Here is a 13,641-nt window from a genome sequence, read left to right on the forward strand (position 1 = left end):
GCTTGAGCGAGCGAATGTGTGGGCGCGTGAAACGGAGCGCGACGTTGTTGTTCGCGGGTCTGCTGACCGCGTGGGGATGCGCACCGCGTCAGCAGGCGGCACCGCCGGTGGGTCCGCATCGTCCCGAGCCGGTGGCGCCGGAGATGATTCCGGTGGTCATGCCCATGGCCACGATCGGCATGCCCGGCACACGCGACACCCTGCAGTATCTCGTGGACTCCGTGCTTGCGGCGCCCATGTGGCGCAACGCACGCTGGGGCATTCTGCTCGTCGATCCGGCGCGTGGTGACACCATCCTGTCGCACGACGCCGACCGGCTCTTCATGCCGGCGTCGAATCAGAAGCTGCTCACCGGCGCCATCGCGCTGCAGCGGCTGGGGCCTGACTTCCGCTGGCACACACCGGTGCTGCTCGATGGCACGCGGCGTGGATCGACTTTTCACGGCGATCTGCTCGTGCAGGGCAGCGGCGATCCGAGCATCAGCGATGCCCTGCGTGGCGGACACGCGGCCAGTGCCTTCGATGGCGTGATCGACGCGTTGCGTGCGCGCGGCATCACACGCATCACCGGTCGGGTGCTGCCATGGGGCGATGCCATGCCCGGCTCCACCACGGGCTACGGCTGGGCGTGGGACGACTTCGATGCCAGTTACAGCGCCGCCGTCGACGAACTGATGTACAACGAGGGCGAACTCTATCTGTACGTGAAGGCCGGATCGAAAGTGGGCCGGAAGGTCACGGTGACACGTGCGCCCACCGACCGCTATCCGCCGCTCCGCATCGAAGCCGTCACGAGAGACAGTGCGATCACCGCGCTGGCCACTGGGAATGCCGCGCGTCCGGAGCCGCTGTCGGTGGCGTACGACAGCATCGGACATACGGTCTTGGTGTCGGGCACCATGCGGCTGGGCGACAGCACACGGGTGACGATTGCGTACCGGCATCCGGGCGACGCCTTCGTGTCCGCGCTCGAAGGCGCGCTCCGGGCGGGCAGGATCTCCGTGCAGAGCGCCGTGGTGCGGCGTCCCCGCGGACGTCCTCTCGGAAATCCTCCCGGACATCCCGCGCTCGACACGCTCACGGTCATCGAAAGCGTGCCGTTTGCCGATGTGTTGCGGCGCATGCAGAAGCCTTCGCAGAACCAGATCGCCGAACTGCTGTTCCGCACGTCGGGCTATGTCACGAGCGGTGACGGTTCGCTGGACAGTGCGCGGGCCGTGGGGGCGCGGACGCTGGCCGGGTGGGGCATCACCGCGCAGGACGCGGCGTATCGTGATGGCAGTGGACTGTCGCGGCACGACTATCTCACGCCGCGCGCCGTGGTGCGTGTGCTCGACGCGATGCATCGTTCGCCGTGGTACGATCTGTTCCGGAACGCGTTGCCCCTGGCGGGCGTGGATGGCACGATCGGCAACCGCATGAAGGGCACCCCGGCGCAGGGCAACGCACACGCCAAGACGGGTACGCTGGACAAGGCGCGTTCGCTGTCGGGATACGTGACCAGCAGCGATGGCCGGCTGCTCTTCTTCTCGCTGTTGTGCAACAACTTCTCGGTTCCCACGCGCGAAGTGGAGCGGGTGCAGGATCTGCTGGTGAGCACGATGGCGGGTGGGACGTTTCCGGCGATGCAGTGATGGGTTCCGGGGTGATGGGTTTGGAGAGGCGTCGGCGGGCGCACCACGAGGCGTGTTCGGATGGGTGATGCGGAGGGACGCGGCAGCTATCGACTCGCGTATGCAGACGCCCTCGCGAGTGTGCTCGCGTCCTGTGCGCATCGCACGACGCCGGTCGTCACGATTGCCCTGACCGACGCGCTCGGGCACGCGTTGGCGGCACCGGTGACGAGTCCGGTCGCGCTGCCGCCGTGGGACAATTCCGGCATGGACGGCTACGCCGTGCGCCGCGCCGACGTGCTGGGCGCGGGTGCCGCAGCGCCACGGGTGCTCGGGGTGATCGGCACGAGTGTGGCCGGCAGTGATCCCAGGCAGTTGCCGGCGCTGACGGATGGACATGCCGTGCGTATCATGACCGGTGCGCCCATCCCGCCTGGTGCGGATGCGGTCATTCGTGTGGAGGATACGGAGGTATCGACGGACGCGTCTGCGGAGACCGAGGGCGCGTCGGTGCGCATCCTGAACGACCGGGATGCCCAGGGACGCGGCAACATCCGGGCACGCGGCGAGGATGTGCAACCGGGTGTTCCGCTCTTCGCGGCCGGCACGTCCGTTCGTTCGGCGCACCTCGGGCTGCTGGCGTCCATCGGGTATGCGCAGGTGGCCGTGCATCGCGCGCCACGTGTCACCGTGCTGTCGAGTGGCGACGAACTCGTCACCGTGGAGCAGTTCGATCAGGTGCTGGCGGGTTCACGCATCGTGTCCTCGAGCAGCTATGCGTTGCCGGCGCTGTTGCGTTCGGCTGGCGCCGAGGTGACCATGGCGCCTCTGGTGAACGACACGCTCGATGCGATGGTGCAGGCCATGGACACGGCGCTCACCGGCGGCTGCGATCTGCTCGTCACGACAGGTGGTGTCTCGGTGGGCGCGCACGATTACACCCGCGACGCCCTCGCGGCACTTGGCGGCGTGCAGCAATTCTGGCGGGCGCGTATCCGCCCCGGTGGCCCGATCGGAACGGGCATGGTGCGCGACATCCCCTGGATCGGCCTGCCCGGCAATCCGGTGTCCACGCTGGTGACGGGCATGCTCTTCGCCTGGCCGTTGCTGCGACAACTGGGCGGACATGGGCGCACGTGCCACGTGAAACTGCCCGTGCGCATGACGAACGCGGCGGAGACACCGGCTGCGCTCACGCATTTCCTGCGTGCGCAATTGGCCGTGGGGCACGACGGTCAGCTCGAAGCCACCATCACCGGCGCGCAAGGATCGAATCTGCAGCAGAGCATTGCGCTGGCCGATGCGCTGATAGAAGTGCCGGAGCCGGTGGGGCGTGTGGAGGCCGGCATGACGCTCGGGGCCATGCTGATTCCGGATGGGCCTTTTGTTGCGAAGGCGTGAGATCGTCGGAACAAATAAAACAGCAACTGCTTTGCCGCGGATTGCGCGGATGCGGCGGATTTACGCGGATCAAACAGCGGTCACTCCCGCAGTATCCGTGTAAATCCGCGACATCCGCGTAATCCGCGGCAAGGCAGTTGCTGTTTGGCTGACGTCACCGAACTGCCATCAGCCCATTGGATTGAGACGGACCATCCAAGCCAAATGCCTTCATCGTCTGCCCGAAATCGAAATACACACCGCGTTCGGCGACGGGAATTCCTGACAGCTCCTTCTCCGGTACAAGCACAGCCTGCAATGCGGCGTCGATGATCTGCCCGACTTCGTTCGGAGAAGGCACGATGGCCGACGACGACTGAGCCTCCACCGGCGCGACGGCCAGTACGAAGCCCAACCCAAGGACCAAAATCCTCCGGCCGCCGATCAGCATCCTGCGCATCACGGGTGCATCGTCATGGGTACGTCCTCCCCTCCCGCAGGCAAAGCAGACCGGCCGCTGTCGCCCGGCCCGGCAATGGCCCAAGTTGCCATCATCGTGCAACCGACCTCCGCATTCACGTATTCCGATGCCACGTTTTGAAATCTCCGCGCTCGACCCCGCGGCGCAAGCGCTTGCCACACTGCACGGTGACGCGCTCGATGCCGCGTTGGCCAAGCGGTTCACACTGGCCGAAGTCGGGATCACGGTGGGCGCCGAACCGCATGCGCGCACATTTCAGCTCATCAAGCCCGCCAACGCCGATCACCTGATCAGCGAAGCCGACTACGTGCACGACGAACGCCTGCCGTACTGGGCGGATCTCTGGCCATCGGCGCGCGTACTGGCCGGTGCGCTGCTCACTGAACAGGGGCACGGACGTACGCTGCTCGAGCTCGGATGTGGACTCGGACTGGATACCGTGGCGGCAATGGCGGCGGGGTTCACCGTCACGAGCACCGATTATTACGAGGACGCGCTGCATGTCGCGCGCAGCAATGCCCGGCGCAATCTCGGACAGGAGCCCACGGTGCGCATGGTGAACTGGCGTCACTGGCCCGAGGACCTCGGCACCTTCGACGTGGTGATGGCAGCCGACGTCCTGTATGAACAGGAATACGCCACGCTGGTGGCCGATTGTCTGGCCCGTGCCCTCCGCCCCGATGGGGTGGCGCTCGTCGCCGACCCCGGGCGGCTGGCGCTGCCCACGTTCCGCGACCGTCTGCCTACGGCGGGCCTCCGGATCGATCACATCACGACCACCCCGTTCGAGGAAGGGGCGGTGAAACAGCAGGTGCAGATCATGCACATTCGGAAAATCTGAATCGCTCGACGCCGATCACAAAGTCTGGGACCCCAAACCCATCCCCCACCACCCGCAACGGGCGCCCATGGCGCCTTCAGACGTGCCGTCCGCGTCCGACACCCATTGTCGCGGACACACCACAATCCGGGCTCCGACGGCATGTTTTCCCTCTGGGAGCGCGTGGCATCATCCTTCCAGTAGAGCCCGGCATGCCGCACACTCCATCGCCCAAGGCCCCCTCCCTCCTGCGGGCCCCGCTCCTGGCGCTCGGCACGCTTGCCGTCGCCGCGCTCGCCCTGGCACCGCTCGCTGCACTGCGTGCACAGTCGTTGACTGGCCATGCCCCGCTCGTCCTCGCCACCAGCGCCAGGACCGACACGGTGCCGGCCCAGGTCGTCGACGGAGAGGTCAGCGACCTGTTCCTCAAGGGTAAGCAGCTCGAAGTGCGTTATCGCAATACCGGCACCGTGGCCACGATCATCGAAGGCGAGCTGCAGGTGCGGGATGAAAACGACGAGGTGGTGCTGGCGGTGTCATTTGCCGAAGCCCGCCGCATCGACGCCGGTCGCTCGGAGAAATTCCGGCTGGCCATGCCACAGCTGGAGCCGGGCCACTACACCCTCTACGCCGTGGTCGACTTCGGCGGCGAGATGATGACCGCGGCCCAGGCCGCCCTCGAAGTACGCAAATAAGTACCGAAGCAGCGCGGGAGCAGTACGACCGTACGGCTCCCGACGCATCAATGCATCCGGATCACGCCGAGCCCGCGGGCTCGGCGAGCTTCGACGCCACGATTTCGGAGATGTCGAACACCGGCACTTCCCTGCCCGTGCTGGCCACACCGTCGTTGATCATCGTCATGCAGAAGGGGCACGCCACGGCGATCTGATCGGCGCCCGTCGCCAGCAGTTCCTCGCTGCGTTCGACGTTGACGCGCTTGCCGACGTTCTCCTCCATCCACATGCGTCCACCGCCGGCGCCACAGCACATGCCGCGGCTCTTCGTACGCTTGGGTTCCACCAGCTCCACGATGGGCAGCGCCTTCTTGAGCGTGTTGCGGGGCGCATCGTAGATCTCGTTGTAGCGGCCCAGATAACACGAGTCGTGATAGGCCACCTTGAGACGCTGACCATGCTCGGTGTCGAGCGGCACGCGACCCTCGGCCAGCAGGCGTTCGATGTACTCGGTGTGATGAATGACTTCGTAGTGTCCGCCCAGATCGGGGAACTCCTTCCCCATCTGATGGAAACAATGCGGGCAGAACGTGACGATGGTCTTCACCGCATATCCATCGAGCGTCTCGATGACCCCCTTGGCGAGCATCTGGTAGAGATACTCGTTGCCCATGCGCCGGGCCGGATCGCCGTGACAGGTCTCTTCCTGACCGAGAATGGCGAACTTCACGTTGGCCGCCTGCAGAATGCGCGCGAACGCCACCGTGATCTTCTTGGCACGGTCGTCGAACGAACCGGCACAGCCCACCCAGAAGAGAATGTCCGGCTTCTCTTCCGCGGCCGCCATCTCCGCCATGGTGGGAATGTTCATGCCTTCCGCCCACTGCTCACGATCGGCGGCACTGAACGCCCACGGGCTGCCATTGCGCTCGAGACTGGTGAGCGCCGGCTGCAACTCCTCGGGGAAGCGCGACTCCATGAGCATCAGGTCGCGACGCAGCTCGTTGATGATCTCGAGCTGATCGATACTCACCGGGCACTCCTGCACACACGCCCGGCAGCTCGTGCAGGCCCAGAGTTCTTCCTCGGTGATCCAGTCGTCGAGCAGGTGCTTGTCCAGCACGGCCTGCTGCGTTTCGGTGACCGCGCCACCGGCCGCGGCCACGGCGTCGATGACGGTGGCCTTCTCCGTCAGACGCGCGCGCGTCTTCACCATGATCATGCGCGGCGAGAGCACCTTGCCGGTGATGTTGGCCGGGCAGGCCGCCGTGCAGCGTCCGCATTCCGTGCAGGAATACCCGTCCAGCAGATTCTTCCACGACAGATGCTCGATGTCGGCCGCGCCGAACTGTTCAGCGTCCTCGGCTTCGAGATCCATCGGCTTCATCGCCCCGATGCGCCCCGGTCCGCTGGTGTTGGAGAACCAGACGTTGATGAGCGACGTGAGCACGTGCAGGTGCTTCGACTTGGGCAGGTGGTTCAGGAACCACAGGATCAGCACCGCGTGGATCCACCAGCACACCCGCGCCATGATGTGCGCCGTTTCCGGCGACATGCCCCGGAACAGCGGCAGCAGCAACGCCGTGATGGGCCGGCCCACCCGATCGGCGCCCGGCTGCATGGCCTCGCCCACGAACACCAGCAGCAGCGTGATCATGAGCGTGGCGATCACGCCCAGGATGAGCACGGCCTCACCGCTGTGCACCGCGTCCACCGTGAACCGTCGCGGTTTGAGCACCAGACGACGATACAGCAGATAGCCCACCGGCATCAGCACGAAGACCGCGAAGATCTCCTGCGAGAACACGTAGGGCACGTAGAGGAACCGGGGCAGGATGACGCCCCAGGTGAATGGCGTGTAGAGGCCCTGGATCCAGATCTCGAGCGTGCCGAGACCGAGGACGCAGAAGCCCCAAAACACCAGGGCGTGCATCAGACCACCGAAGGGATCGCGCAGAATCTTGCTCTGGGCGAGACCGATGAGCACGAAGTTCTTCGTGCGGATATCGGGGTGGTCGGTGCGATCCTCGGGCCTGGCCAGCTTCAGCCAGCGCACGAGCCGCTGCGCCTGGGGAACAAACATCCAGAAGCCGCCGGCGAGGATCACCGCAAACACGAGGTTGGACAGGGTCATGGCGCGAAGCTAGACCGGGAGAGGGGCGACGACAAGCGCACAGTCAGGCAGACCCGGCATCCGCGCTTCGTGACTGCCGCACAAGACAGAGCCCCACCGCCTTGCGGCGATGGGGCCCGTGAACCGCTGGAACTCAGCCCTGCGCCCTGGCGGCCTTCACGGCTGCCGTGAGCGCGGGGACCACGTCGAAGACATCGCCCACGATCCCGTAATCGGCGATCTTGAAGATCGGCGCGTCCTTGTCCTTGTTGATCGCGACGATGGTCTTCGAGGTGCGCATGCCGGCGAGATGCTGAATGGCGCCGGAGATCCCGACCGCGATGTACAGATTCGGGCTCACATTGCGACCCGTCTGTCCGATCTGATCGGAGTGGGGACGCCAGCCTTCGTCGGTCACCGCGCGCGTGGCGCCCACGGCCGCGTTGCCGAACGCGTCGGCGAGATCTTCACACAGCTTGAAGTTCTCGGCGGCCTTGAGGCCACGACCACCGGCCACGATCACCGGCGCATCGTTGAGATCGATCTTGCCGGTGTTGCCCTGCTTGAGTTCCACGACCTTCACGCGCGACGCCGACGGATCGGTGGCCGACGTGATGGCTTCCGTGACCAGCGGCCGGGCGGCGACGACCGGCTGCAGCGCCGACGGACGCACCGAGAGCAGCGCCGGCGAACCACTGAGCGCCAGCGTGGCGATGGTCTTGCCGTTCATGTTGAAATGCTGGCCGACCACCTGCCCGCCTTCCACCGCAAAACCGGTGAGATCGGGCGCGAGGCCCACGCCGAGCTTTGCCGCCACCCGCGGCGAGAGATCACGGCCCTGCGCCGTGGCGCTGAACACGCCGAAGCCGTAGTTGCCGCTGCCCAGTCGCTGGGCGAGCGTGGCCGCCAGCGCTTCCGGGTTGTACTGCGCGAAACCGGGATGCTCGAGCACGAGCACGCTGTCGGCCCCATGCTGCGCGAGCGCTTCGGCCTTGGCGCCGATGCCGGGCGCACCGGCCAGCACCGCGTGCACGCTGCCACCGCCGGAGAGATCGGCGAGCTGCCGGGCGGCGGTCACCGCTTCGAGCGCCACCTTGCGCAGCTCACCGCCGCGGACTTCTGCAAAAACGAGAACGTTGGCCATGATCAGAGCACCTTGGCTTCAGTCTGGAGGAGCTTGACCAGCTCCGGCACGGCGGCCGCGCTGTCGCCCAGGATACGGCCGGCCGCACGCTCCGGCGGAAGCACCATCTTCTGCACCGCCACGCGCGCCTCACCCAACTGGGCGGGCTTCACTTCGAGCGGCTTCTTCTTGGCTGCCATGATCCCCTTGAGGGACGGCAGGCGTTCCTTGTTGAGTCCATCGTCGATGGTGAGCAGCGCGGGGAGCGGAAACTCCACCACCTCGCTGGCTCCCTCGAGCGCCCGCTCGGCCCGACCGGTCGTGCCGGTGATGTCGAGACGGAAGACGTTGGTCACACAGGGCAGATCGAGCAGCTCGGCCACCATCGGTCCCGTCATCTGATTCATGGAATCGATGGCGATGCGACCGAACAGGATGAGGTCGTATCCCCCGTCCTTGAGTTCCGCCGCGAGGGCCCGCGCCACGGCCAGGCCATCGGCCGGCGTGCTGCCAGCCTGCAGCAGGATGCCACGATCGGCGCCCATGGCCAGAGCCTTGCGGATCTGCTCCTGCGCCGCGTCAGGACCGAGGGAGATCGCGACGACCTCACCCACGTTGTTGTTCTTTTCCTTGAGCTGCAGGCCCGCTTCGATCGCCCACAGGTCGAAGTCGTTGACGTCGTATTTGAGCCCCGCGTCGTCCACGCGGGTCCCGTCGGCCGCAATGGCAAACTTGGTTTCCATCACGGGTACGCGCTTGATGCACACGGCGATCTTCACCGCGGTCGCTCCGTTCGAGAGTCAGGGAGAAAACAAAGAGGCAACGGGGAAGCTAGAGAGGGGGCCCCCGTCGGGCAATGCGACGATATCGTCACATTTACCCCTGTGCGTCACCGCCCCGATGACTCGCGGTTCGGCCCTTGGCTCATGGGCCCAGACGTGCACCGCCGCCACAGGTCCGGGTGGACTCCATGGCGGCGGTGGTCAGTTCACCCCGGGCGCGATATCAGCGTCGCGCCGCGCCGCGGACTCAGCTCCGCGTGTTCGGATTGGCCAGGGTTTCCGCATCGGGCAGCGGCCAGCAGCGCTGATCGCCGTACACACCACCCTTTCCATAGGCCGTGCCGGTAGCGGGCACGAGCGTGGTGTTGAAGCGCCGCACGTCGAACCAGTGGTTGCCCTGCAGGAACAGTTCGCGGCTGCGTTCGTCGATCAGGGCCTGCGTGAAATCGGAGCTCGCGGGGAGCGCCGACAGCGCCACACCCGAACGGGCCCGGAGCGCGTTGAGGATCGCCAATCCTTCCGCCCCGCCGCGGGCTTCGGCCAGGATGAGCTGCGTTTCGATCCCCGACGTGATGGGGAAGCTGGCCGTGAGACTCGGGAACTTGTTCTGCGTCCAGATCTGATTGACCTGATCCGCGGCAAGCCGATTCTGGTTGGTGACGGATACCCGCGGATCGTTCAGCGTGCGATACGCCGTGGCCACGGTCACCGAGAACGACTGATTGTTCTGCTGGAACATGCGGTTGTTCCGTCGTCCCACGGTGGCGTCGGCGGTGGCGTTGTACACGAAGGCCGTGGGTACCCGCGCGGCGTCCTCGGCCGCTCCCGCCTTGTTGCCCTTGTCGATCCGCGCCCGGGCCCGACCGGCGTAGGCGAGATTGAGGATGTTGGCGTCCCCCGCCGTCGTGGCCGCGGCGATGGCCTTGGTGAAGCGCACTTCGGCGGAATCGAAGAGCTGCGCAGAGGTGAGCGCGGGGCCCACGTTGATCGAACCGCTGCAGAAGCCCTCACCCAGCAGGATCAGGCTGAATCCGGCGATGGCCGAGTTCAGCGCGATCAGGCGCTGGCGATTGGGTACCTGGGCGTCGGTCCACTCCTCGAGTTTGGTCACGGCCTGATCGTTGGTGTAGCGCGCCGTGTTGATGGGCGTGTACACCCCGATGGCCTCACAGCCCGAGGTGGCATAGAGGGCGTCCACCGCGAGGACATTGCGGCGATCGTAGTTCCAGCGGGCCGCGGTCTGAATGGCGTCGAACAGCTCACCGGACGCCATGCCGCTGGCCACGGCGTACCCACCGAGAGCGCACTCGTAGTCGGCCACCGCGCTCGCCGAAATGAGTGCCGCGTTGGCGGGCACGAGATACGAATCCTCGGCCAGACGGCTCGGTGTCTGCACGCTGAGCAGACGGTCGAAGCCACTGCAGGCTGCGGTGACTGATACGGCCAGGACCGCCGCCACGATCTTCATCGTCATGTTACGCATGATGATCAGAAGTTGAGGTTGACGGTGGCCACGAACTGACGGAGCTGCGGCAGGACGTTCTGTTCCCACATGCCGAACGCGCCTCCACGTGAGCCGCCGTTGAACGAGGCTTCGGGCTCGATACCCGGGAAATCGGTCCACAGCGCGAGATTGCGGCCCGCCAGCGTGATCGAGGCGCGGCTGGCGCGCGCGAGGCTGGCGAAGCGTGTTGGCAACGTGTACGTGGCGGACAGTTCGCGGAAACGCATGAAGCCCGCATCGTGGATGAGATGATGCGTGTAGGCAGTACCGGCCTGCACGGCCGCCAGCAGGGCCTTGTCCTGCACTTCGTCCGGGTAGTACAACTCGCGGCACAGCACGAACGCGCCGCAGCGTACCCGATAGTTACCATCGAGCTTCTTGTACCCACCGCGCCAGTCGAAGAAACCGTTGATGCGCAGGTTGCCGAACAGCGTGAGTCCCGCTGTCAGTGAACCTTCCGACGTGGGTACCGAATTGCCAAGGAACACCCGGGGTGCCGATGCACACGCCACCGTGCCGCCCTTGCCGTCGTCGCAGAGGAGATTCGTGGCCCGCTTGGTCGCCGCGTTGTAGTCGGCACTCACGATACGGCGATCCCACCAGGCGCCCGGTGCATACCCCACGCGGTGTCCCACGTTGCTGGACAACGACACGAAGTCCGTCCCGGTACCGAGTGACGCGATGTTGTAGCTGTTGTTCGAGCCACTGAGGGTGAGATCGAACGCCAGACGTTCACCACGGATGGGCTGTGCGCGAACGATCCATTCCAGACCGCTGCGATCGACCTGTCCGGCATTGAAGAGCTGGAAGCCGGGGAAGCCGTCGGAGGGCGGCGCCTGTCGCGACAGAATCGCATCCTTCGTGCTGCCCTTGAAATACGTCAGCTCGAGAGAGACCCGATCGTCCCACATGCCGGCGTCGAGACCGAGTTCGAGTTCGGTACTGCGTTCGGGCCCGAGGTTCGGATTGCCCGCCGACGACGGTGTCAGAAAGCCGCCGGCGGCCGTATACGTGCGAATGGCGTCGAACGCACCGGGCTGCAGACCGCTGGCGCCATAGGCCGAGCGCAGTCGCAACTGGTTGAACATCGCCGGCACATGCAGGCCGGGTTCATCGCTGATCACCCACGAGGCGCTCAGCTTGGGATACGTCACCGCATCGAAGTTCGTGCCGAACGCCGAATTGTCGTCGGTCCGGATGGCGCCGGTGAGGAAGAGCCGATCGTTCCACACCACCTGTTGCTGGACGAACGCGCCCACGGTGTTGTTCTGGAACAACTCATCGGTGCCCACGTTGCGGATGGAAGCCGAGGCGATCGACGTGAGACCCGCCGCCGGAAACGTGGAGCCGCTGATGCCGCGCAGCCGCGACTGACGCATGTAGATCTGTCCGCCGCCCGATGTCACGGACTTGAGCGAAGACGTCAGCGAGAAGCTGGCGTTCGCAACGTAGTCGTACGACGTCACGGTCACATCGCGCATGGAGGCCGAGATGCCACCGGACGTGGGCGGCCCACTGCCGGCGAACGAGGCGTACTTGGCGCCGATGATGTCGTTGCGTGGCGTCCGCTCTTCGTTGTTCTCGGCCAGACGGTCGAGACCGACGATGAGTCGGTGATTCAACCATGACGTCGGACGATTCGCGATCTGGAAGCTGCTGGTGAACCGATCCGCATCCTGGAAGATGTCGTAGGCCTGATAGTAGATGTCGGGTGGCCCCGAGCGGAAACCGAGCTGTGGATTGTTCGGTGCGCGGGCATCCACGCCGACACCGCCGTACAGGAAGCTCGGCGACGCATAGTACGTGGCCCACGTCGCGCCGCCACCGCCGGCTTCATACGGCAGGTAGGTGCGGCCCGTGGTGAACCCGAGGCTCGCCTGCAGATCGAATGCCGGCGAGGGATTGGCCTGCAGGTTCACGCGCAGGTTCGTGCGCCGCAACCGATTCACACGTTCCGCGCCGGAATTCTCTTCATAGCCGCCGGCCGTGTAGTAGCGAATGGCCTGCGTGCCACCCGACAGCGAGAGCTGCACGTCCCGCAGCTGTCCGACCTGGAAGATATCGTGCCCGAAATTCGCATTGAGCGAATCGTTGAGCTGCTTCGTGGAGATGGTGACCGTGTCGAGTGCGGTCGCACTGCCGGCGCGCGGCACCGTGCCATAGTTGTCTTCGAAGCGCGTGAGCCAGTTCGGCACCCAGCTCGTGCCACCGCGCGCGACGAGATTCCACACCGAACGACCGCTCGCTCCCTTCTTGGTGATGATCTGGATCACGCCGTTGGATGCCTCGGTGCCGTACAGCGTGGCCGCTGCCGGTCCCTTGATGACTTCGATGCTTTCGATGTCGTCGGGACTGAAGTCGTTCCAGCGCGAGATCGACGCCGATCCGAATGCCTGATTGGCCGGACCGGAGGCCTGCGTATTGTCCACACGCACGCCGTCCACGTAGATGAGCGGGTCGCTCGACAGGGACAGCGACGACGCCCCCCGCACGCGGATGCGCGATCCCGTGCCCACCTGACCGGAGCTGGCGACAATGCTCACCCCCGAGGCGCGACCGTTGAGCAGTTCCTGAAAGGAATTCACCGGCTGGGTGGCCACCACATCGGCCGCATTCACCGTCGTCACCGCATTGCCGATGGCGCGTTTCTCCGCGATACCGGCCGTACCCGTCACCACCACCGACGAGAGCTCCATCGCACGTTCGGTGAGACCGATGCGCACGTTGTCGGCACCGATCGTTGCATTCATCGTGCGCGACTGGAATCCGATACGACGCACGCTGAGCTGCACCTCACCACTGCCCGTCAGTCCGACGATACGAAAACGGCCGGCGGCATCGGATGTCGCGCCGGTGTTGCGCCCTTCAACCGCGATCTGTGCATCGCTGATCGGCGCACCACTGCGTTCATTCACGATGGTTCCGGCAATCGTGCCGGAACTCTGCGCGTGCAACACGCCACCTCCCGGTGCGAACGCCAACACCGCGGTGGCAATCAGCCCCGCGAGTGCGCGCAGTGGTGAGCGGCGGAGCGGGAGGCTTCGGCGCCTCTCCAAGGCAACAACTGAATGCTCCATACGAGGACTCCTCGACAAGGTAGGACGGTTTTCGCAGAACCTACTTGTGTATACAAGCCCGGCAAGCGAGA

General features: G+C 65.6%; 10 protein-coding genes. 4 read left to right on the plus strand and 6 right to left on the minus strand.

Going from position 1 to position 13,641, the window contains the following annotated elements; genetic code table 11:
- The first annotated feature begins 26 nt into the window (after nucleotides 1–26).
- Both dacB and glp read left to right on the plus strand, forming a co-directional pair.
- The gene (gene dacB, locus WG208_RS16975) at nucleotides 27–1,634 is read left to right on the plus strand and encodes a D-alanyl-D-alanine carboxypeptidase/D-alanyl-D-alanine-endopeptidase (protein WP_337172571.1); all 1,608 of its coding nucleotides are present in this window, start codon (nucleotides 27–29) and stop codon (nucleotides 1,632–1,634) included.
- Between the two features lie 60 nt (nucleotides 1,635–1,694).
- Complete coding sequence (glp, locus tag WG208_RS16980; protein WP_337172572.1) at nucleotides 1,695–3,014, plus strand: gephyrin-like molybdotransferase Glp; 1,320 nt, start codon at nucleotides 1,695–1,697, stop codon at nucleotides 3,012–3,014.
- A gap of 154 nt (nucleotides 3,015–3,168) precedes the next feature.
- Here glp and WG208_RS16985 read toward each other — a convergent pair whose 3' ends face one another.
- Nucleotides 3,169–3,453, minus strand: a complete 285-nt coding sequence (locus WG208_RS16985) for a hypothetical protein (RefSeq protein WP_337172573.1) — start codon at nucleotides 3,451–3,453, stop codon at nucleotides 3,169–3,171.
- Nucleotides 3,454–3,580: 127 nt separating this feature from the next.
- On the opposite strand from WG208_RS16985, the gene WG208_RS16990 reads away from it, so the two are divergent.
- Nucleotides 3,581–4,315, plus strand: coding sequence for a methyltransferase domain-containing protein (locus WG208_RS16990; RefSeq protein ID WP_337172574.1), 735 nt, complete (start codon nucleotides 3,581–3,583; stop codon nucleotides 4,313–4,315).
- Between the two features lie 191 nt (nucleotides 4,316–4,506).
- Nucleotides 4,507–4,989, plus strand: coding sequence for a hypothetical protein (locus WG208_RS16995; protein WP_337172575.1), 483 nt, complete (start codon nucleotides 4,507–4,509; stop codon nucleotides 4,987–4,989).
- Between the two features lie 61 nt (nucleotides 4,990–5,050).
- Here the strand turns inward: WG208_RS16995 and WG208_RS17000 are convergent, their stop codons facing one another.
- From WG208_RS17000 to WG208_RS17020, 5 genes are all read right to left on the minus strand, one after another.
- Complete coding sequence (locus WG208_RS17000; protein WP_337172576.1) at nucleotides 5,051–7,105, minus strand: (Fe-S)-binding protein; 2,055 nt, start codon at nucleotides 7,103–7,105, stop codon at nucleotides 5,051–5,053.
- A 133-nt stretch (nucleotides 7,106–7,238) separates the two neighbouring features.
- Entirely contained in the window at nucleotides 7,239–8,228 is a 990-nt protein-coding gene (locus WG208_RS17005) for an electron transfer flavoprotein subunit alpha/FixB family protein (protein WP_337172577.1), read from the minus strand.
- A gap of 2 nt (nucleotides 8,229–8,230) precedes the next feature.
- Entirely contained in the window at nucleotides 8,231–8,986 is a 756-nt protein-coding gene (locus WG208_RS17010) for an electron transfer flavoprotein subunit beta/FixA family protein (RefSeq protein ID WP_337172578.1), read from the minus strand.
- Nucleotides 8,987–9,236: 250 nt separating this feature from the next.
- A complete protein-coding gene (locus WG208_RS17015) occupies nucleotides 9,237–10,472 on the minus strand; it encodes a RagB/SusD family nutrient uptake outer membrane protein (RefSeq protein WP_337172579.1) in 1,236 nt (411 codons plus the stop codon).
- 5 nt (nucleotides 10,473–10,477) lie between these two features.
- Nucleotides 10,478–13,570, minus strand: a complete 3,093-nt coding sequence (locus WG208_RS17020; protein ID WP_337172580.1) for a SusC/RagA family TonB-linked outer membrane protein — start codon at nucleotides 13,568–13,570, stop codon at nucleotides 10,478–10,480.
- Nucleotides 13,571–13,641 lie beyond the last annotated feature (71 nt).

It is taken from the genome of Gemmatimonas aurantiaca, from assembly GCF_037190085.1.
Taxonomy (GTDB): domain Bacteria; phylum Gemmatimonadota; class Gemmatimonadetes; order Gemmatimonadales; family Gemmatimonadaceae; genus Gemmatimonas; species Gemmatimonas aurantiaca_A.